18 protein-coding genes are annotated in these 21,429 nt (G+C 46.2%); 11 read left to right on the forward strand and 7 right to left on the reverse strand.

All coding sequences use genetic code 11. The features are described from left to right. Nucleotide 1 precedes the first annotated feature (1 nt). The 3 genes from dhaK to KSP24_RS00575 all read left to right on the forward strand — a co-directional run bounded on the left by dhaK (nucleotide 2) and on the right by KSP24_RS00575 (nucleotide 4,167). Nucleotides 2–1,762 carry a dihydroxyacetone kinase subunit DhaK gene (gene dhaK, locus KSP24_RS00565; RefSeq protein WP_216974198.1) on the forward strand — a complete coding sequence of 587 codons (1,761 nt, stop codon included), beginning with the start codon at nucleotides 2–4 and terminating at the stop codon, nucleotides 1,760–1,762. 163 nt (nucleotides 1,763–1,925) lie between these two features. After that, complete coding sequence (locus tag KSP24_RS00570; protein ID WP_216974199.1) at nucleotides 1,926–2,177, forward strand: hypothetical protein; 252 nt, start codon at nucleotides 1,926–1,928, stop codon at nucleotides 2,175–2,177. A gap of 385 nt (nucleotides 2,178–2,562) precedes the next feature. Next, nucleotides 2,563–4,167, forward strand: coding sequence for a cellulase family glycosylhydrolase (locus tag KSP24_RS00575; protein WP_254207536.1), 1,605 nt, complete (start codon nucleotides 2,563–2,565; stop codon nucleotides 4,165–4,167). 322 nt (nucleotides 4,168–4,489) lie between these two features. Here KSP24_RS00575 and KSP24_RS00580 read toward each other — a convergent pair whose 3' ends face one another. Then, complete coding sequence (locus KSP24_RS00580) at nucleotides 4,490–5,494, reverse strand: LLM class flavin-dependent oxidoreductase (protein ID WP_013372535.1); 1,005 nt, start codon at nucleotides 5,492–5,494, stop codon at nucleotides 4,490–4,492. Nucleotides 5,495–5,646: 152 nt separating this feature from the next. On the opposite strand from KSP24_RS00580, the gene KSP24_RS00585 reads away from it, so the two are divergent. Next, nucleotides 5,647–5,970 carry a DUF3817 domain-containing protein gene (locus KSP24_RS00585; protein ID WP_016324638.1) on the forward strand — a complete coding sequence of 108 codons (324 nt, stop codon included), beginning with the start codon at nucleotides 5,647–5,649 and terminating at the stop codon, nucleotides 5,968–5,970. Between the two features lie 143 nt (nucleotides 5,971–6,113). Here KSP24_RS00585 and KSP24_RS00590 read toward each other — a convergent pair whose 3' ends face one another. Both KSP24_RS00590 and KSP24_RS25065 read right to left on the reverse strand, forming a co-directional pair. Then, on the reverse strand, nucleotides 6,114–7,070 hold the full coding sequence (locus KSP24_RS00590) for an acetylxylan esterase (protein ID WP_013372533.1): 957 nt from the start codon (nucleotides 7,068–7,070) through the stop codon (nucleotides 6,114–6,116). Between the two features lie 36 nt (nucleotides 7,071–7,106). Next, nucleotides 7,107–7,370, reverse strand: a complete 264-nt coding sequence (locus KSP24_RS25065) for a YkgJ family cysteine cluster protein (protein WP_225683799.1) — start codon at nucleotides 7,368–7,370, stop codon at nucleotides 7,107–7,109. A gap of 297 nt (nucleotides 7,371–7,667) precedes the next feature. Between KSP24_RS25065 and KSP24_RS00595 the strand changes: the two genes are divergently transcribed. Continuing rightward, entirely contained in the window at nucleotides 7,668–7,925 is a 258-nt protein-coding gene (locus tag KSP24_RS00595) for a GlsB/YeaQ/YmgE family stress response membrane protein (RefSeq protein WP_013372531.1), read from the forward strand. 125 nt (nucleotides 7,926–8,050) lie between these two features. On the opposite strand, the gene KSP24_RS00600 is transcribed toward KSP24_RS00595, so the two are convergent. Further along, complete coding sequence (locus KSP24_RS00600; RefSeq protein ID WP_216974200.1) at nucleotides 8,051–9,343, reverse strand: MFS transporter; 1,293 nt, start codon at nucleotides 9,341–9,343, stop codon at nucleotides 8,051–8,053. Between the two features lie 279 nt (nucleotides 9,344–9,622). Between KSP24_RS00600 and KSP24_RS00605 the strand changes: the two genes are divergently transcribed. The 3 genes from KSP24_RS00605 to KSP24_RS00615 are packed head-to-tail and all read left to right on the forward strand — an operon-like array spanning nucleotide 9,623 to nucleotide 11,927. After that, complete coding sequence (locus KSP24_RS00605) at nucleotides 9,623–10,474, forward strand: amino acid ABC transporter substrate-binding protein (RefSeq protein WP_216974201.1); 852 nt, start codon at nucleotides 9,623–9,625, stop codon at nucleotides 10,472–10,474. Nucleotides 10,475–10,491: 17 nt separating this feature from the next. Further along, nucleotides 10,492–11,160 carry an amino acid ABC transporter permease gene (locus tag KSP24_RS00610; RefSeq protein ID WP_025676010.1) on the forward strand — a complete coding sequence of 223 codons (669 nt, stop codon included), beginning with the start codon at nucleotides 10,492–10,494 and terminating at the stop codon, nucleotides 11,158–11,160. Nucleotides 11,161–11,174: 14 nt separating this feature from the next. Then, complete coding sequence (locus tag KSP24_RS00615) at nucleotides 11,175–11,927, forward strand: amino acid ABC transporter ATP-binding protein (protein ID WP_216974202.1); 753 nt, start codon at nucleotides 11,175–11,177, stop codon at nucleotides 11,925–11,927. Between the two features lie 86 nt (nucleotides 11,928–12,013). Here KSP24_RS00615 and KSP24_RS00620 read toward each other — a convergent pair whose 3' ends face one another. The 3 genes from KSP24_RS00620 to KSP24_RS00630 all read right to left on the reverse strand — a co-directional run bounded on the left by KSP24_RS00620 (nucleotide 12,014) and on the right by KSP24_RS00630 (nucleotide 16,171). Beyond that, nucleotides 12,014–13,171: an MFS transporter gene (locus KSP24_RS00620; protein ID WP_216974203.1), complete on the reverse strand. Its 1,158-nt coding sequence runs from the start codon at nucleotides 13,169–13,171 to the stop codon at nucleotides 12,014–12,016. 259 nt (nucleotides 13,172–13,430) lie between these two features. After that, the gene (locus KSP24_RS00625) at nucleotides 13,431–14,714 is read right to left on the reverse strand and encodes an AAA family ATPase (RefSeq protein WP_013372524.1); all 1,284 of its coding nucleotides are present in this window, start codon (nucleotides 14,712–14,714) and stop codon (nucleotides 13,431–13,433) included. Then, nucleotides 14,714–16,171, reverse strand: a complete 1,458-nt coding sequence (locus KSP24_RS00630) for an RtcB family protein (RefSeq protein ID WP_216974204.1) — start codon at nucleotides 16,169–16,171, stop codon at nucleotides 14,714–14,716. Before KSP24_RS00630 ends, KSP24_RS00625 begins: the two co-directional genes overlap by 1 nt. Before the next feature lie 542 nt (nucleotides 16,172–16,713). On the opposite strand from KSP24_RS00630, the gene KSP24_RS00635 reads away from it, so the two are divergent. From KSP24_RS00635 to KSP24_RS00645, 3 genes are all read left to right on the forward strand, one after another. After that, nucleotides 16,714–17,043, forward strand: coding sequence for an ArsR/SmtB family transcription factor (locus tag KSP24_RS00635; RefSeq protein WP_007431533.1), 330 nt, complete (start codon nucleotides 16,714–16,716; stop codon nucleotides 17,041–17,043). Between the two features lie 28 nt (nucleotides 17,044–17,071). Continuing rightward, nucleotides 17,072–18,853 carry a SulP family inorganic anion transporter gene (locus KSP24_RS00640; RefSeq protein ID WP_013372522.1) on the forward strand — a complete coding sequence of 594 codons (1,782 nt, stop codon included), beginning with the start codon at nucleotides 17,072–17,074 and terminating at the stop codon, nucleotides 18,851–18,853. A gap of 511 nt (nucleotides 18,854–19,364) precedes the next feature. Beyond that, complete coding sequence (locus tag KSP24_RS00645) at nucleotides 19,365–20,990, forward strand: S8 family serine peptidase (protein ID WP_129549806.1); 1,626 nt, start codon at nucleotides 19,365–19,367, stop codon at nucleotides 20,988–20,990. The last annotated feature ends 439 nt before the right edge of the window (nucleotides 20,991–21,429 follow it).

Consider the following 21,429-nt stretch of genomic DNA (forward strand, 5'->3'; position numbering starts at 1 on the left):
CATGAAAAAGGTCATCAACCGTACGGAAAACTTGGTTCTTGAGATGTGCAGCGGTATTGCGCTCGCGCATCCCGAGTTGGAATTCCTGCCAAAATATAAAGTGCTCAAGAAAAAGGAACTGAACACGGAGAAAGTAACGCTCATCAGCGGCGGCGGCAGTGGGCACGAGCCCGCTCACGCCGGCTTTGTCGGCAAAGGGATGCTCGATGCGGCGGTCTGTGGTGATGTTTTTGCCTCTCCTTCGCAAATTCAAGTGTATCAGGCCATTCGAGCAACCGCTGGGAAAAAAGGCACACTGCTGATTATCAAAAACTACAGCGGTGATATCATGAATTTTAGAAACGGCGCCCATTTGGCTGCTGAAGATGGTTTGGAAGTGGACTATGTAAAGGTTGAAGATGACATCGCTGTAGAAGACAGTCTATATACGGTCGGACGACGCGGTGTAGCGGGCACGGTACTTGTGCATAAGATCGCGGGTGCAGCAGCAGAAGAGGGCCGTAGTCTGGCGGAAGTCAAAGCAGTGGCGGAGAAAGCCGCTGCGAATGTACGCAGTATCGGATTCGCATTGACGTCGTGCACCGTGCCGGCGAAGGGCTCGCCAACGTTTGAGCTCGGGCCTGATGAAATTGAATACGGCGTTGGCATTCACGGCGAGCCTGGAATCAGACGCGAGAAGCTGACAGATGCGGATACGCTGGCACGCAGAATGGTAACCGACCTCCTTCGGGACATGCAGATCGAAAACGGATTTAGCGGAGAAATCGCTCTGCTGATCAATGGTTTTGGCGGTACGCCTCTACAAGAACTGTACCTTTTCAATTATGCGGTCACTCGCGAACTGGCAGCGAAGGGAATCAAGATCAATCGAGCTTTCGTCAACAATTATATGACAAGTATCGATATGGCGGGCATCTCAGTTTCTATCATGAAGCTGGACGGCGAGTTGAAAACGCTACTTTCCCATGAAAGCAACGCGCCGGCGTTCAAAGTGTCTGGACCTGTTGATCATGTTGAATTCACGGAGCTTTCAACTGTAGCAGACGAAAATCGGCAAGTATCTTTCGAGGTGGAAACCGCTCATGCCTTTGCAATTATTGAGGATAGCAAGATTACGTTGAACAATCTGATCTACCTGGTTGACAAAATGAGTGAGGTTATCATCAAGAATGAGGTGCCTTTCTGCGAGCTTGATTCTCATGCAGGCGATGGTGACTTTGGCATGAGTGTTGCTAAGGGATTTCGTCAGCTGAAACGGGAATGGAGCGACATCCTAAACCAAGATTCTTTGACGATGGGAACCTTTCTACATTCATGCTCGCTCGTCATCATGGAACACTGCGGCGGTGCTTCGGGCCCGATCTGGGGATCAGCATTTCGTGCAGCGGCCCGATCTGCGGGTGAACGAATCGAACTTACCGTTACTGAATTCGCGGATATAATGCAGGCTGCGGTGCAAGGCATACAGTCGACAGGCGAACGTTCTTTCGGCAGAGGAGCCGTCGTTGGTGATAAAACGCTTATTGATGCATTAGTGCCATGTGCGGATAGCTGGGTAGAGAGCGCGAAATCAAATGTTGACGTGAAGGCAGCCTTTGTACGAGGTGCTCAAGCTGCTGTACTGGGGGCCAAAAAGACAGAAAAGATCGTGGCGCGTATGGGACGTGCCGGAGCGGTCGGAGAGAGAAGCCTTGGTTATCCAGATGCGGGGGCTTATGCGCTTGGAGTAATTTTTACAGAGCTTGCTGAATGTTTGAATTGATTCGCTAATTCTTAAAAATTCAAGGTTTGTTCATTGCAATTGGGATGCATTAGGTTTATAATTTCAGACGGATTCAAAAGGCTTATCCCTGGATCCGTGGGAGTTCATCCCATCTGAGCAAGCATACTGCATGCTCAAATAAGAATTAAGCGAGGGATTTACAATGAAAACCTGCTGCACCATCCAAGTTGACGAAGACAGTTTAGTTATTGATTTGCCAGAAGAAGGAACCACGCTAGAGTCCCTGCTCGGTGATATTGAGAGTTGTGGAGGCAGTGAAGAACCTTGGCTACAACTTATAGACAAGGTAATGGGTAACTCATCTGAGACTGTACTGACAGATCAAGCGACGGATGGCGGCGATATGAACGAAGATCAGGCACCCCAAGAACCTCAAGCTGCCGCTAAGGGGTAATAGGGACATCATACATTAAGACGAATTGTTAATATTATCTGATCACATATAAGATCATGATAAGACTGCTGTACCGAGCCTAGGCATCGGGAAGCAGTCTTTTTTTAGGTTAAACTTAATAAGTAAATGAGACTTTTGTCCCTTCAGTACTCTACAGTAGCCAACTAAGGGGTACATATCCCAAAACCGTGACTTCTTGTTCATTTTCTGGGATAAAGTCGAAACGTAACATGAAACTAACTATAATAGTAGTAGCATCCATATACAGGTAAGTGACATCGAATGTTGGACCTGATCCCTTTATTGTATGAAAAAGGGGGCGAAAAAGCGGAGAACAACGTACTGATAAGTCTTATCTACTTTATTAAAAGGAAGGAATGTGTAAATGATGAACGGGCAATGGGTCCTGCCAAGGATCGCAAAAAGAGTAGCAGTAATGTTAACAGCAGTGTTGTTATTGACGTTAACGAATGGGTTCAACTGGAATGCGCCGACAGCAGAGGCGGCCGGGACGACCCCTGTGGAACGTTACGGACAACTTTCAGTAAAGAACGGTAAACTGGTGGATAAAAATGGACAACCTGTACAGCTCAAGGGCATTAGTTCTCATGGCGTTCAGTGGTTTGGGGATCTGGTGAATCAGGACACTATGAAATGGTTACGGGACGATTGGGGCATTTCCGTGTTTCGAGTTGCCTTGTATACTGAAGAAAACGGATATATTGCCAACCCTTCATTGAAAAATAAAGTGAAGGAAGCAATTGAGGCAGCACAGAAACTGGGCCTGTACGTCATTATTGACTGGCACATTCTCTCAGATGGTGATCCGAACACTCATAAAAATGAAGCCAAAGCTTTCTTTAATGAATTTTCCACTAAGTACGGTCATTTGCCTAACGTAATCTATGAACTTGCTAATGAGCCGAATGGGAATGTAAACTGGAACAATCAAATCCGACCTTATGCATCTGAGGTATCTCAGGTTATTCGAGCTAAAGACCCGGATAATATTATTATTGTAGGAACAGGTACTTGGAGTCAGGATGTACATGATGCAGCAGACCATCCGCTTCCAGATAAAAATACAATGTATACCGTGCATTTCTATGCGGGTACGCATGGACAATCTTTACGTGATCGGATTGATTATGCCCTGAACAAAGGTGTAGGCATTTTTGCTACCGAGTGGGGTACAAGTGACGCTTCGGGTAACGGTGGTCCGTTCCTGAATGAATCCAAAGTATGGACTGATTTTATGGCCAGTCGCAAAATCAGTTGGGCCAATTGGTCGCTTTCCGACAAAAATGAGACCTCTGCTGCCCTGTTGCCTGGTGCTGCCCGCAAGGGTGGATGGCCTGATTCACAATTAACGGCTTCCGGCAAATTTGTAAAACAGGCGATTCTGGAAGGCTCCAGCAATCATGGTGGAGGAAGCAACGGCGGGAATAGCGGCGGAGATGGCAACAATGGTAGTAATAACAATGGTGGAAACAACGGTGGCGATCACAGTGGAAGTACACCAGGCGGTAATAATGAAGGGATTGTGCTTCAATATCGCACTGATGACACGAACGCCAAGGATAATGCAATCCGGCCTCAATTTAATATCAAAAATACCGGAAAAACAGCTGTGAAGTTGAGTGACCTGAAAATTCGCTACTATTACACAGATGAGAGCAAACAAGCTCAGCAGTTTTTTGTAGATTGGGCCAAGATTGGTAATGAAAAGGTAAAAGCAACTTTTGTAACTTTGCCAAATCCGAAGTCCAAGGCTGATAAATATGTGGAGATTTCCTTCACAGATGGAGCGGGAACGATTCAGCCCGGCGGCGAAACCGGAGAAATTCAATCTCGTATTCATGCGGCGAATTGGAGCAACTTTGATGAGACTAACGATTACTCCTATGGAGCTGCCCAGACAAAGTTCGCAGACTGGGACCATGGCACCGTATATCAACAGGGTAAGCTGGTATGGGGCATAGAGCCCTAGAATTCAGCTATGACAAACTTGGCTGGAATGAGTAAAGAGACGGGACTTTTGGTTGTACTCTTTTGAAGAAATGAAGTATAGCGTATGCGCCTTTGGTATATGGATGATAGAACTTTAGAAGTAAACACTTATACTTCAGTTCCGATGGACATACTACTAAAGTACCATATGACATTCGACTTTTGTGGTATCTATATTACTTCTATAGTGCAGATGAGTTGGTTCTAATGAACCGATTCTCTACAACAAACCCCCGCTGTTGCCATTATAGGCAGGCGGGGGTTTTAATGTTTCTGAAAATTAGCCTCAGTTCAACCGTCGTTTATACCAAATTAAAAGCTTTGGCCAGCAGTCGGTAGGACTGAACACGTTTATCAAAGTCATGAATGGATGAAACGACCAGTAACTCATCGGTGCGATACTGCTCAGCCAGTCTCAGCAGCTGTTCCTTGCACTGTTCAGGAGTGCCAACAACACGCCATGCTGCGGACTGACGTAGCCGCTCACGATCAAATTCTGTATAGGGATAGGACATGGCTGTTTTCACCGATGGAAGAGAATTCATTTCTTTACCCTGCATGAGTAAAAGGAAATACAAACTAGCACTGGACGCCAGCTGCTCAGCTTCCTCTTCAGTTTCAGCGCAGGCTACCGTAACTGCTGCCATGGAGCGGGGCTTATCTCCTAAAATCGAAGGCATGAATTGCTCGTGGTAACGCGCGGTAGCTTCTACGCCGCCCGGAGTACCGAAAAATTGGGCAAAGGCATAGGAGGCACCCATCATCGCGGCCAATCTGGCGCTCTCCCCACTGGAGCCAAGCAACCATAATTCAGGAACGGTCGATATCATCGGGGAGGCGTGAAGACCAGCAAACCGATGATTGTCAGGCACCGAATCATGGAAGTAGTCGATTAAATCTAGAATCTGCTGTGGATATTGTTCGACAGCTTGGTATTTCCCTTCCTGCAAAGCGCGAGTAGCCAGCGGCAAGCCGCCTGGAGCACGCCCAATCCCCAAGTCAATGCGTCCTGGGTGGAGCGCCTCCAGCAGACGGAAGTTTTCAGCTACTTTATATGCGCTGTAGTGTGGTAGCATAATACCGCCTGAACCCACACGAATACGCGATGTATGAGCGGCCAAATGGGCAATCAATACCTCGGGACTGGAGTGTGCTAGTGTTTTGGACGCATGATGCTCGGATACCCAATAGCGGCTGTACCCCAGTTGATCAGCTTCACGCGCTAAATCTGTTGTATTAGACAATGCATCTTGAGCGGAACCGCCTTCAGGAATATGAGATTGGTCCAGTATACCCAGTTTAAGCATTTATAATCACCTCTTACACAACTGTATCAAACACAACTCATTTGGTCAAAATTCAAAAATGGATAGGTTGGAGTTTGTGGATCTTTTCGTTATAATAAAAGATGCATAAGGGATGAGAGAACATTCCTGCTCATGGAGAGGGGATTGAATTTGTGTTAAGAACACCTTTGGGGCGTGTCCGGCTCATGCTCTGGATTCAAGCTATAGCGTATTTGGCGATACTATTCACCCACCAGCCGCTGCAAGCTGCGGGCATGACCCAGGCGGTTATGGTGATTGGTAACATATACCGGGTGAGCTTTCTGTTGCTCCTCGTTGCTCTGATCTATGGAAAAACCGCATTGCATTGGTCTATACGGCGGCCTCTTTTCATTATGTTTGCATCCTTCATTCCGTTTGGCCTGATGATTATGGATTTTGTTTGGGTGCGAAAATGGACAGGGGATTCGGCAGCAGAACAGCGAACTGCATCGTAAACTTTGCAGAGATGCTTTGCTGTGAAGTGTCGAGGAGCTTGTCAGAGTAAGCAGGACTGGCTCCGATGCAGTTGAAAGAACATTACGCAGATAGATGCGTGGTGTTCTTTTTTTATGCACCGGAACCGGAGGAAACTGTTAACTCAATCTAATGCTAAGATTTGAACTAAAAATTCAGCCGTCTTGCGTCTATGGAAACCTTCTACCCAATGTCCGGTGAACGGATAAACTTCAATTGTTTTTGGTGATTCAATGCGGTTATAAGCAGCAAAAATCGTCTCTGGCATGCACACCGTATCCTTCAACCCTACAGATAACATGACCGGGATACGAATGCGATGAGCTAAATTCATCACGTCAAAATAACTCAATGTATGTAGTACCTGCTCCAAATGCTCGGGGAAGCGGTTTGCGAATTCGGCAGCTTCTGTCAGTGAACTGGTAGAATTCATCATGCCAAAATCCATATGACACATATTAGGAATATCCGCTACTATAGTAGCAGCTTTATCGCTGAGCGCGCCCACCATTAATGCAAGTCCACCACCCTGGCTGGCGCCACTGATTGCGATTTTATCTGCATCGACATCGGACTGCTCCGCCGCCCAATCTACGGCTCTAAGGGCATCGGTTGTAATCGTTTTGTAGTAGCAGGTATCCTTGTCCAATATTCCTTTCGTAACCCAGCCTTTAACGGTTCCGTGTGGATCATTCCGACGATCTCCCGTTTCTCCTCCCTGACCACGAACATCTACCGCCAATACAGCAAAACCAAGCATTAGCCAAGATGAATAATCTTCAGGATAGCCCTTTCCGCCGGTGTAGCCATGAAACAGAACGATGCATGGAAGTTTTTGATCTCCAGCATATCGGGGGCGTACATACCAGGCATGCAGAGGCGTATCATCGACCCCCTCAAAAGTGACCCGATAGGCCATCATATGAGGATACGGGGTTTCTACGGGTGTTTTGAATGCATGTACAGGTTTGACGTGAACTTCTCTCAGTGTTTTGTCCCAAAATAAATCCATATCTTTGGGGGTGGTAAGATCGGGACCGTACTGCTTCAATTCGGCAATTCTTTTTTCAATAACATTCATAATCAAAAATTCTCCTTCATATCGAATGAGTTCGCCTTAAGTTTTACTTGGTAAAGTGGACTTCTCCAGCTCTCTCAGCAGCTCAAATGCTCTTTCATTAGTTTCTCCGCATGTATCCTTATCCGCATGAAAGCCACTGCATACGGCAGGACGCTCGGGTTTTCCAAATAATTGGCAACGGTAATCAGGCGTGAGCTGAGGGCATGGAACACCAGCAGGTTTTCCGTCTGGCATGCCGGGAATAGGGGAAGAAATCGTAATGGCAATGCAACATGCAGCACATCCTACTCGACACTCCAGTGGGGGTCACTCCTTAATAATTTGTTATTTTTGTAACTTATGCATGAAGTGACTTCAGTGAAGCCATAATGTGAGGATGGCACAAAAAAAGCAGGAATACAAGGATAAACGAATAGGAGACACACTTTTCACACAAAGAGCATAAATAATCTGGGAGGCACGTAGGATGATATCAAGCCCCCAAATCAGCGTTCCATTGTGTGGTAATATTAACCAATTGGTCTCTGTGTGTTCAAAAGGAGTTCGAGTGGTTAATAATAGAACACAACGATAAAAACTTAAACGAGGTGACGCAAAATGAGTTGGTTATGGGCATTGATTGTTGGCGGTATTATTGGTTGGTTGGCAGGAATTATCGCAGGTCGTGATGTTCCGGGTGGCGTGATTGGTAACATCATCGCTGGTTTTATCGGTGGATGGTTGGGTAGCTTGATTCTGGGAGACTGGGGTCCTGAAATCGGATCGTTCTACATCGTTCCTGCATTAATTGGTGCGATTGTGCTAGTCGTGATTGTGAGCTTGATCTTCCGTTCCGTTGGACGGAGCAGAGGTTAACTTTACGAATTATTGAATAGACTCGTCCTATGGGACGCGAGTCAAAATGGAAAAAAGCTGCTTCCGCAAGGTTCACAAATGAACCTGTGGGAGCAGCTTTTTTTGAGAAAAGGTTACATATTCCCCTATTGAAACCGTCTGATATGAGGAACAATTAGCACGCCCAGCACGATACACATGCCGATGGTTGCAAACATACCAATGGTGAGGATGCCACCAAGCTTATCCGCCACGGCACCTACGGCCAGATAGCCGACAGGAAGCAGTGCAAAGGAAAACATCAAATCCAGACTGGCTACACGTCCAAAGGATTCAGCGGGAACTAATTCCTGCAGGCTTGTCTCCCAGATAATCGCAAAAATCATAATGCCAAATCCTTCGAGCATCATGCTCATAATTAATCCTGGCATCCAGGTGACTATAGACAACAGCAGTAAGGCGAGACCGCTGACAAAAGCTCCTAAGTAAGCGAGCAGACCGCGGTGTTTCCAATGCTTGCGTGATCCATACACAAAGGCTCCCAGCATGGCACCAATGCCACTACTTGCCATTGCAATGCCGTATACGACTGGATTATAGCCATGATGAACCTTGAACAGCCACGGGATGAGCACAGCGATAATACCTGAATAACAGATATTAATGAAAGAAAAGGCGAGAATCGTAATCCATAGCCAAGGATGACTTCTGAGAACAGCAAAGCCTGCTATAAAATCCTTGAGAAAATGTTGTCCACCCTGATCTTCCTGTTCTGAATCGGCCTGACGTTTACCGATGATGGAGGCCAAATGAGCACTTAGCATCCAAAAACAGGCAAAGGATACCAGATAAGCGATAGAATCCAGTCCAAAGCCGACACCTGGGGAGGAAAAGGATACAATAAAGCCTCCTAGCGGAGGACCGAGTAGACGAACGGCTTGTATACTGATTTGACTTAGCGCATTGGCAGCATTGCGGATGTCCGGTGTGAACACTTGTGCACGTAAGGCCGAATAAGCCGGATTAAAGATACCATCCATCAATCCGTACAACGCAAGGCCAACGAATAGGAACGGCAACTTCATCCCGTCCGTAAACATCAACACCGATGCAACGAACATCAGACCAAAGCGGGCGACATTCGTGAACAGAAGAAGGCGAATTCGGTCAATTCTGTCCACGATCATTCCTGCGAAAGGAAGAATAAGTACGTTTGGCAGCATATAAACCGTCATCGCCAATCCCATGATGGTGGTCGAGCCTGTCAGAGAATAGATAACCAGTGGCAAAATGACTGTCGTAACAGAACTTCCTAACATAGCGATCCAATGTCCAAGCCACAAGAGGGTGAACGCTTTGGATTGCTTTAAAGGTGAAGTAAAGGTAGCCCAGGCTGAGTGCCTTCCTTCGGGAGATAAAGTTGAATTTTGGGTATCCATGATCACACTCCGGTAAATATTTCTAATCTGCATATTAAAACCTATTATACGAAATCTCTTATGTAATGGTACACAAAAAGTTGCTGCGAGGGGAGTGAAAATGAATAGCCTGCCTATGATTGAGTCAACCTAGAATAGCCTTAGATGATAAAAAAATATAACTTACCTTTTGGATAGGGATTATTGGATAAAAGCATTGACGCGCGAAAATGAATGATGTACTATTCAATGACTAGCCTGCGCTAGGTGATCAAGAAAAAGGGAAAGAGTGTGGATAACATGAGAAAATTTAGTTTTTTACCGATTGTATTCATCGTGATGGCATTGCTGGTTTCGGCTTGCGGCAACAATGATAAAGGCGCTGGCACGAATAATGCATCTACTGGAGAGAACGGTTCTAATAATGGAAAAGCAGATACAACGGCTGCAGCTACTCTTGAATCTGTCAAAGCCAGTGGCAAGCTGAGAATCGGTACGGAAGGTACCTATGCTCCGTTTACTTACCATGATGCTGCTGGCAAACTGACAGGCTTTGACGTCGATATTGCAACTGAAGTAAGTAAGCGCCTGGGTGTGCAACCGGAATTTATCGAGACGCAATGGGACGGAATATTTGCAGGCTTGAATTCCAAGCGGTTTGACGCAGTATTCAATGAAGTGTCTATTACAGATGAGCGCAAGCAAAAATATGATTTCTCCGATCCGTACATTGTCTCTAAGGCAGTTCTGATCGTGAGTGAAGATAATACGGACATCCAGAAATTTGCGGATCTAAAAGGTAAAAAGGCAGGGCAATCTCTGACTAGCAACCTGACTCAAATCGCAAAAAGCAACGGTGCGGAAATTGTAGCAACCGAAGGATTCAACCAAGCTATTGATCTCCTCACTTCCAAACGGGTAGATGCGACCGTCAACGATGGATTGTCTTATCTGGATCTGAAAAAGCAAAAGCCTGATGCTCCGATCAAAAAGGTGGACGAATCTGCGGATGCTTCACACAGCGCAGCTGTATTTAATAAAGGCAGCGAAGATTTGATCAAGGAAGTCAACAAAGCGTTGGCTGATATGAAGGCTGACGGTACGTATATGAAAATTTCTGAAAAATATTTTGGAGCCGATGTGTCCAAATAATAAAGGATGTCTGTACAATGGATGATCGCCAAATACAAATTATTATGGATTCATTATTGCCTCTGCTAAAAGCAGGGGTTTCTTTTACGATTCCGCTCACGCTGATCTCTTTTGCTCTGGGACTCGTGCTGGCGCTGATTACTGCGCTCGCCCGGTTGTCCAAATGGAGAATACTTAAGCTGATCTTCGGCTTCTATGTATGGGTGATTCGAGGAACTCCTTTGCTGGTGCAATTGTATATTATTTTCTATGGTTTACCTTCGGTGGGTATTACACTGGACCCGTTTATTGCTTCAGTGATCGGCTTTACGCTCAGCGTGGGGGCCTATAGCTCTGAAATTATGCGTGCGGCTATTATTTCCATTCAGGAGGGTCAATGGGAGGCAGGATACTCCTTGGGGATGACACGCTGGCAAGTGTTGCGGCGGATCGTGCTCCCCCAAGCTTCCCGTGTGTCGGTGCCTCCGCTTGCCAATTCATTCATCAGCTTGGTAAAGGATACCTCACTGGCTGCCACTATCACCTATGTGGAAATGTTCAGAACGGCTAATCAGATTGTAGCTACCACATACGAACCGTTATTAGTGTATACCGAGGCTGGGGTTATTTACCTGCTGTTTAGCACGATATTGACGGTGCTGCAAAATTATTTGGAAAAGCGTCTGAGCCGTTTTTCCGTTAGATAAAGGAGATTGTACCGGTGATCCAAATTCGGAATATACACAAGTCGTTCGGCTCGCTGGAAGTGCTTAAGGGGATTGACGTGACGTTGGATAAGGGGAAAGTGCTTGTAATTATCGGTCCTTCCGGTTCGGGTAAAACAACGCTTTTACGCTGCTTGAACTTGCTGGAAGTTCCCGACCAGGGAGAAATTCAGGTAGGTGATATTGCCCTGAATTTTGCGAAAGGGACGAAGCTTCGGCAAGAAAACATTTTGGCGCTGCGTAAGCGGACAGGGATGGTATTTCAATCCTACAACCTTTTCCCCCATATGACCGCTGTGCAAAATGTGATGGAGGGGCAAGTCACGGTTCAGAAAAAAAGCAAGGACGAAGCGCGCAAACATGCATTGGAGCTGCTTAAGAAGGTGGGATTGGCTGATAAAGCGGAATCCTATCCACATCAATTGTCGGGAGGACAGCAGCAACGGGTCGGTATTGCCCGGGCAATGGCGGTCGAACCTGAGGTGCTTTTGTTTGACGAGCCGACCTCTGCTCTTGATCCCGAGTTGGTAGGTGAGGTGCTCAAGGTCATGAAGCAGTTGGCTGCCGAAGGGATGACGATGGTTATTGTCACCCATGAAATGAAGTTCGCGGCAGAGGTTGCTGACCATGTAATCTTAATGGATCAGGGCGTAATCATTGAGCAGGGTACGCCATATCAGGTGCTAGAGCAGCCAACCAGCCCACGGGCCATCCAGTTTTTGAACCGACTGAGTGGGGAAACGGAATAAACTGAACAGACAGGCAGCTACAGCTGGGCATTTGAAAAATAAAGCCTCGCACCCGTAGCTGCCTTTTGCTCATCAGTTGTCCTCTTTTATTTCATTTTTAATGTAATCAAGAAGGTAATCAAAAGAATGCAACAGCCTGTTAAAAATGGAGCGAACATATTCGCATCAAATAATAATCCCGCTAGAGTAGGACCTAAAATATTCCCGACACTCATATAGGCATTATTCATACCAGCTACATATCCTTGCTCATTTCCTGCCATCTTCGACAATTGTGTATTAAGAGCTGGACGAAGCGTAGCTGTAGCAAAGAAAATAAGGGAAGTCACAAGAAAGATACTCCAAAAATCTTTGGCGAAGAGAAATAAAATATAAGCAGCAGAGGTGAAGAGAAGCGAGCCTTTGATCAACCTTTTTTCACCAAACTGATGGATCATTTTAGCAACAACTAATGCCTGCATACCGACGCCGATCACAGCACCTGCAGTTAGAAGGATTGAAATATTTTGCGGTGAAAATTGGAAGCGATTCGTTACATATAAACCAAGAACGGATTCAAAATTAGCAAGTCCAAAAGTCATCACCAGGACAATGACAAAGAACATCGCATATTTTGATTTCAATGACCTTGCATACTGTTTGAAAATAGACTCTCTTTGATGATTAATTCTTGCTCGTGCTGCCTTCATTTGTTCTTTCGATAAACTTTCAGGTAAACAAACGATTGAAAAAATAACTGCAATCATAGCTGCACCTGTTGCTGTACACAGTGGCACTCTCGTTCCATATCCTGCAAGAAGGCCTCCAAGTCCTGGACCAATGACAAATCCAAATGACATCGCTGCCGCTAGTAGACTATTTCCTTTGCCACGTTCTTCGGTTGTTGTAATATCAGCTACATATGCCATCATGGGTGGAATAATCAGGGCTGCTGCAACTCCTTCCAGAAGTCTTGAGGTATACAGCATCGACAGCTCATCTCCAATAGCAAAGATCAATTTAGCCACAGCAAAAACAATAACACCTGCGACGATAAAAACTTTTCTCCCATATCGATCAGACAGCTGCCCAGTCATGGGCGAGAGCAGGAATTGCGTTATGCCATAGGCTGCCACCAATAAACCGATGGCCCGCCCACTGGCACCAAATTCAATGATCAGTTCCGGCAGAATAGGGGTGATCAAACCCACGCCGACCATCACAATGAATATATTGATCATGAGAATTGCGAGTATTCTTTTCATACAAAAAAACCTCCTTATCCATTAGTTTCTGGATAGGAGGCAGACATACAAACAAGAAGATACACTGCTCCCGTCAACGAAGCAATGCTCTTATCGTTAATACCCAAAAGCCTACACTAATCCTATCCAGAAAATTCGTAAGATTACGTTTTTTCTTTGGGAATAGGATTAGTAGATCATTGGCTTAAGGTCACCCTTTCGGTACTTTATTGTTTATCAATGTAACATAAATTTCATAATGAGGCAATAAAAGGATGAATCAGAAGAAGCCGACTCGTCCTTCGGATACATTTTTTAACCAGTCCTGCTTGCGGCTTTTATCAAGCTCGCCTCGCATGCCTTTAATAATCAGCTCAATATCGGCTTTTCCTTGCTCATGCCATTCTAGAGCCGTACTGACATACAGTTCTCCGAGCTGAGCCAGGGAGAAGCCATCTGTCATCGCTGCGGCCTTCTGTGTACCTGTCTCACCTGCAAAAACAAGGAAGTTACGCAGCTTGAGATACGCGAGTCGCAGCGCTTCGTCAGGCAAACTGATTTCATAAGCCCGGTCGAAGCGGCCCGCCCGGTTCATCAGACCTGGGTCGATTTTTTCTGGATAATTGGTCGTTCCGATCAGGAAGATGCCCTCCTTGGATGTAGCGCCGTCGAGCGTATTCAGGAAAAAGGAACGCACCTCCTGAGGCATGGAATCGATGTCTTCAATGACCAGCACCATCGGCGCCAGGCGAGTAGCTGCCTCGAACACCTCTTTGACCGATTCACTGGTTGTATATTCTGTAATTTGCCAGTAAGCGGCCGGACCTGGCACGCTATTGGCAATAGATTTCACTAGGGTTGTTTTACCGTTGCCTGGATGGCCGTATAGCAGAATCCCACGCTTGTAAGGAATGTTATAAGTCTGATAGAAGGTGCGATCTGCTTCAAAAAATTGATCAAGTGATCGGAAGATATCCCGCTTGATTTCCGCTTTCAAAATCACGTCATCCCGCGTAATTGCGCGGGTTATCGGTTCTGCTTGCCGGGAGAGTCCACGGCTTGTATCGGTAAAGACGGTGACACGCTTCATATTTTGCTTGCGTTCACGACCGCGTACTCCTGCGAGGAAGCTTTGCAGCTCCTGGTCGCCTATGGCAAACACATAATCTTCATTATATACGCCATTATCACGGAAAAAGGGAACTCGTGCCAGTGCAATCCCCCACTTGGGATAGGCGAATACATTGTTACGCATCGACAGATGCACACCGTATTCAGGAGTTGGCCCGTCATCGTCATACTGGATGGTGCGTTCCTCCAAACGATCGAACACCCGTGCCACATGCTCCAGCTCAGGGCTGCCTGAACGAATATCCTCCTCCAGCAAATCCCAATACTCAATATTGGGATCATCACTGGCGTACAACTCATATTTTACGCCATAGCGGTTATAAAGTGCTTCACTAATACCGTCGATCAGACGGGCATAAGCAGCATAACCGGTAATGCGTCCATCTGTACGTTCGTCAAATTCATAAATAGCTGGGGTGTCTATACTCAACATTATTTTGCTCCTTTCAGGGCGGCCAGCGGTCTACATTTGGCTACAACGGCTGCAAGTCCTGCCCCGGTAACACTTTCAATAATATCATCTACATTTTTGTAGGCTTGTGGAGATTCGTCGATAATACTTTCCAGAGATGCCTGGTTGACCACAATTTCGTCGTCTGTCCCTACACCCAGAGCGCCTGCAAAATCGTCCACACTCACGAGCCGTTTGGTTGCAGATCGCGAGCGAATACGGCCCGCTCCATGACAGATGGAGTGAAAGTTATCCTGACCGCCTGGTAAACCTACCATAATATAAGAGGCAGTCCCCATAGAACCGGGGATCAGGGCCGGATGCCCTGTCGACTGATAAGGTCGCGGATTGTCGGGGTGTCCTGCTGGAAGAGCGCGCGTCGCACCTTTACGATGTACAAACACGCTACCGTGATCCGGATGGGATTCCTTCCAAGCATAATTGTGCATCAGATCGTACAGAGTACGCAACTCGCACTTTGTACCAAAGACATCGCGGAAGGCTTCTCGCACGGAGTATGCAATCAGATGTCGGTTCACCACAGCATAATTCAGCGCTGAGTACATCATATCCACATAATGTGCTGCCTCGGGATGATTAAGCGGTGCGAATACCAGTCTCGGATCGGAGGTGCCGAGACCGAGACGGCTCATCGCTTTGGCAATGGCAGATGAACTGGTCTGACTGACTGCTCCCCCCCAAGCACGTGATCCGGAATGAATCATCACAGCCACCTGACCGTCGAACATCCCCCAAGCTTCAGCGACTTCTCTATTTTCTTCTGCAATTTCAATCGCCTGAATTTCGACAAAATGATTGCCTCCACCCAGCGTGCCGAGCTGCCGATGAGCCCGGTGCCAAGTACGATCTTCGACGAGATTCAGCACTTCCTCGTCAAAGGAGAACTTACTGTGCTCTACATGGGTCAGTGAGGTGGATTTCTTAGGAGTGTAGCTATCCGGAATATATTTATTAGGTAAGCCATGCAAACCCTTGCGTACAATATGCTCCAGCCGTATATCCGAATAATGTCCGCGTTGGTGGGCTTCCATCGGCAAGTATTTGTCGATCGTCTTAACCAGCTTGCGGCGCAGCTTGATTTCCTTCAAGGCATCCTTGTGCAGATTGGTCAGGTGTACGCGCATGCCACAGCCGATATCGCTACCGACGATGGAGGGAGATACATAGCCGTCTTCCATTCCCCATACCGCAGTTGTACCGATGCAGGTTCCGACGCCTACATGTACATCCGGTGTGTATCCCATATAGCGGATACCTGGAATTTGTAAATTGTTATTAGCCATCTCGAACACTTTGTAATCCAGTGAGGAAAAGAGTTGCTGCGAAGCGTACACGGTCAGATCCCCTGCCGGAAGCTTCATCAGGTGGCTGTATGGTCCTTCATGAAAAGATGAATTGGTCGTAGGTTGTATATTCATAATAAATGGGTAGTTCCCTTCTTCATGTAAATTCATAACATCGTAAAAAAAGATTTGAAAAAAACAAAAAAGCCGCAGACTTGTCGTCTACGGCTTCCTGCACCGAAAGTGTCATTACATTTTATGATTAGTACATCATAAAAATATAAATAACCTGTTCTTTCAATAGCATACAAAATAAAAAAAGCCTGGCATATCACGCCGTCAGACAGCGTGATACCCCCATCATGTTGCCCGAACGGGGCCGATGAGACGAAATTTCGAATATGTGATTGTATCATGCTGACTGATTGTCATTATCGTGTAAAGCTTGGTCATGTCTGTCGGCCCCCTTTTCTTAAAGTTAATTGTTATGTTAATGGAAACCTGTGGAAGCTGTCAACCCTGAAAGATAAAAGTGTGGAAAAATGTGACTATACGCATGGTGAAGTGTGAGTAACATCATAGTTCAATTGACCCAAAGCTGTTATTGTACTGAATATTCAAATATTCAGATATTGTTGATCGTTATGAAACAATTCTGTGAGGGGGACGGCGCAGGAATGGAAGGAGATCTCCAGAAGTTTAAGGCTGACTTTTTCAAAGCATTGGCTCACCCTCTGCGCATCCGCATTTTGGAGGTGCTGAGTGAAGGGGAACGGAATGTGAACGAGCTGCAGACTGCGCTTGGTTCCGAAGGTTCTGCCGTATCGCAGCAATTGGCTGTTTTACGGGCTAAAAATTTGGTGAACAGCTTCAAGGAAGGCACAACGGTCGTGTATTCACTACGTGATCCGCTCTTAACGGAGCTGCTAGCGGTGGCGCGGCGAATTTTTGACAATCATTTAGTCGAAGCGATCTCGTTGCTGGAAGGCATACGTAACGAGAAGTAATGCTACTACAGAAAAGAAGGGTTACAGGATGAAGTGGAGAGGAAGGTTTGAAGGCTATAACGCAGGGGCTTTACGAAAGGATTTAATTTCTGGAAGCATTGTGGCGATTGTGGCTATCCCGCTCGGTATGGCGTTTGCCATTGCATCGGGGGTAAAGCCGGAATATGGTCTGTACACAACCATCATAGCGGGAATTTTGATTTCACTACTGGGTGGGTCCAAATTTCAGATCGGAGGACCTACAGGTGCGTTTATTCCGATTTTGCTGGCTATAGTCATGCAGTACGGCTATGAGAATTTACTTATAGCTGGTTTTATGGCAGGCATTATGCTCATTCTAATGGGTGTTCTAAGGCTGGGGGCGTTGATCAAATTTATTCCCAAGCCCGTAACCATTGGCTTTACAGCCGGGATTGCCGTGACGATCTTCAGTGGTCAGATTGCTAACTTTCTCGGCTTGCGCGGGGTAGAGCGACATGAAACTTTTCTGCCTTCGATGGCAGAGATCATCCATCGGCTTCCTTCACTCAATGTGTACAGCATCCTGACAGCTTGTATCTGTCTTGCTGGACTTATTGTGGTGCCTAAAAAATGGCCCAAGATACCTGGCTCACTGGTCGGCCTACTCTTGTCAACGCTGGTGGCAGCTTTGTTTTTTCCAGGGCAGGTGGCTACGATTGGCTCTGCTTATGGCGCAATTCCGGCATCTTTGCCTGAGCTGCATATTCCTGCAATGACGTGGGAATTAATCGTGAAGCTCTTGCCGCCAGCACTTGTTATAGCGATGCTGGGGGCTATTGAATCACTGCTTTCAGCGGTGGTAGCTGACGGGATGACGGGAGACCGCCATAACAGCAATCGCGAACTGGTTGGACAAGGGATTGCCAATTTGCTGACACCACTATTCGGCGGTATTCCTGCGACAGGTGCCATTGCCCGTACGGCCACCAATATCCGCAACAACGCGGTTTCTCCTATGTCAGGTATTGTGCATGGGGTCGTTGTACTCCTCATTCTGATGCTTTTTGCACCTTATGCATCTAATATTCCGTTAGCTAGTATGGCACCGGTGTTGATGGTAGTGGCCTGGAATATGAGTGAGCGCAAGCATTTTGCGCACATCCTCAAAACACGGACAGCAGATTCTATTGTGCTGGTCGTCACCTTTTTGCTGACGGTTTTTACGACGCTGACAACGGCTGTGGAGGTCGGCCTGATTCTGGCAGTTGTATTGTTTGTCAAACGTATGAGTAATACGCTTTCAGTAGATAAGGTGCTTCCTGACCCTTCTGTAAAGCATGAAAAGGTAGGCGCACATATGGTCACAGAGCAGCATGATTGCCCGCAGGTGGCTATTTATAATGTGGAAGGCCCCCTATTTTTCGGTGCAGCTTCAGCGTTGGAAAACTCAGGTGTAGGGGGACAGACTGGTCTCCAGCAAGGGATTTTGTTGTTGCGTATGGGAAAGGTCCCTTTTATGGATATGACGGGAGAAGCTAACTTTACTGCACTAATACAAAAATACCGAAAGTCTGGTGGAACAGTGCTTGTGTCCGGACTCCAGCCTCAACCGCTGGAATTACTGCATAAAACCGGATGCTACGACATGATCGGACAAAATCATTTTTTTGAACATACAGGAGAGGCCTTAACAGCAGCTCTTGCAATGGTAAATCAGGATCGGTGCAGTGGGTGCAGACAAATGGCTTTTCGAGAATGTACGAGCCTGTGTCGTAGAACCCAGGAAACCAAATCTTCCTTTCCAGAAGGAGCCGTTTCGGTTCCCATACCTGTAAATAGCGGCAGATAGCGCTTTTCTACTTTTGCTGCTGAATGCCGAAAAACCTCTTCTATGATCCGAAACAAAATGCACGAAGAAGACCCGCATTTGTTTTGAAAATGGAAGAGGTTTTTCAATTTTTCAAGAAAAAAAGGAATAAAATTCAAAAAATGCTTGAATATCTGATTTTATGACACTATACTAGATTCAAAAGATACCATATGTTTCATTCTTTTGTTTTAAATTGTATTTTAATACATGCTTATCAACCTCCTCGATCACTTCTAGTATCCTACCCTACCTTTTTCTTCATTTTTTTCACTTACTTTCTTCCAGACTTGTCCACAGTTCTTAATTGAATGTCGTTCCTTGCGGTCTGCACCAAAGGTTATTCACCTTAGAATATGACCTATGGATTTCACCCCAGAATTTATTTTTTTAAAGGAGGTGAGTACCAGAGGCTATTTGTGAGCTTTTGACGCTGCTATCGGAAGGTTGTCTTTGAGAATCAAAAAGACCAAGTAAAGGGAGATGAAAAGTATTGATTAAGTCGAAAAATATCAAAAAGACACTGTCGGTCGGTTTTACCGCTATTCTTGCTTTTTCTCTGATTTCTCCGGTGTATGGAGATTCCAGCACAACCTCCTCAGCAGGAGCATCGACGATTTCCGCCAAGGTTTCAGCCAAGCTGAACCAGCAATTCAGCACCAGCGAGTATGTCACCTATCTGGTTAAATTAAAAGATCAGGTAGACACAGAGTCTGTTGCTAAGCACGCTTTTCAGAAGGCTTCCGCAGAGCAGATTTCCCCCGCTGCTGCTAAGCTTTCTGTACGTAAAACGGTTGTCAACTCTCTGATGGATACCGCAGAAAAAACTCAACCATCTGTGGAAGAATACTTAAAGAAGGAAGTCAATAACGGAAACGTAAAAAAATACAAGAGTTACTTTATCGTGAATGCATTTGCGGTAACCAGTACCAAAGAGGTCATGGATAATCTCGCAACCCTACCTGAGATCGACAAAATTTTACCAGATGAAAAGCGGGAGCTGCAAAAGGTAGAAATAGATAAGGATGCCCAGCCGGTAGGGGAGCAATCAACAGCAAACCAAGCAGTGGCAGATCAAACTGCTGTCGACCCGGCTGTGACGGAAGAGAATGCACAAAAATCGGTGCAAGAATCCGTATATAAAGATGCGGTAACGCCAAGTCGTGTCGAGTGGAATATTTCTAAAATCAAAGCACCGCAGGTTTGGGCCAAAGGTATTGACGGCAAAGGCATTGTCGTTGCCAATCTAGATACAGGTGTTGAATATACTCATCCAGCACTGAAAAGAAAATGGCGGGGGCTGAATGCTTCTGGTCAAGTCGTGAATCCTGAGCTGAGCTGGTATGATGCGGTTAATGGAGCATCGCTGCCCACAGATTCCAATGGACATGGTACACATACGATGGGGACAAGCGTTGGCTCAGACAGCAACGGTACGAATGAAATCGGTGTTGCTCCGGGGGCCAAGTGGATTGCCGTTCGAGTATTCAATCCAGATACCACAGACTCCATCTTGCTGGACGGCGGGCAGTGGATTCTTGCGCCTGTAGATAAAAACGGCAAAAAACACCCTGAGCTTGCACCGGATGTGGTGAATAATTCTTGGGGTGGTGGACCTGGTTTGGACGAATGGTATCGCCCAGTGACCAAGGCGTGGAGAGCGGCTCAAATCTTCCCTGAGTTCTCCGCAGGCAACACAACACTATCGAACCCGGGCGGACCTGGGTCTGTGGCTAATCCGGCAAATCTGCCTGAAGCCTACGCCACGGGAGCCACCGATATCAATAACAAGCTGGCCAGCTTCTCGTTGCGTGGTCCTTCTCCTTATGGCGAAGTGAAGCCAGAAATCTCGGCTCCTGGCGTGAACATCCGTTCTTCTGTACCGGGCGGGGTTTATGAGGGTGGATGGAACGGTACCTCTATGGCAGGCCCGCATACTGCTGGATTAGCGGCATTGCTGCTTCAGGCTAAACCCTCTTTGACCGTGGATCAATTAGAGGATGTTATTTCGAAAACAGCGACACCGCTGACAGACAGTCAGTATCGGACCTCACCCAACAATGGTTATGGATATGGTCTGATTGATGCGCTTGCTGCGGTGAACTCCGTACTTAACTAAGAATATCAGACAGGTTTAAAAAAAAGATCCCCGAAAATCCCTTGGGTGGCTCGTACAAGGATGCATGCACCTGCTAACCGTGTGTTGCACTCATGACGTAGCCGCTAAAAAGGGGTTTTCGTACATAAATGAACATAAAAGTCATAGAATTTCAAGAAAAATGCAAAAAAAATGACTTGTATATCTGTTTGGGTAACTTTATACTATCCATAATATATGATTTTATATCAATTTTTAATATAAAATGTAATGATATAACATGTAATGGTATATCATGTTTTTTTCTTCGAAATGCTCCTGCTTTTTCTCCTAGGTATCTACTGGATTTCATCGCTTTTCTATTGGATTATAAACTCACCTATGAAGTACTGCCATCTATGAACAGCCCAATACTTTTATATCTTTCTGTAATCTATGAAGGAGGTGGTCGCCAACACAT

The organism is Paenibacillus sp. AK121 (assembly GCF_019042715.1).
Taxonomy (GTDB): domain Bacteria; phylum Bacillota; class Bacilli; order Paenibacillales; family Paenibacillaceae; genus Paenibacillus; species Paenibacillus polymyxa_C.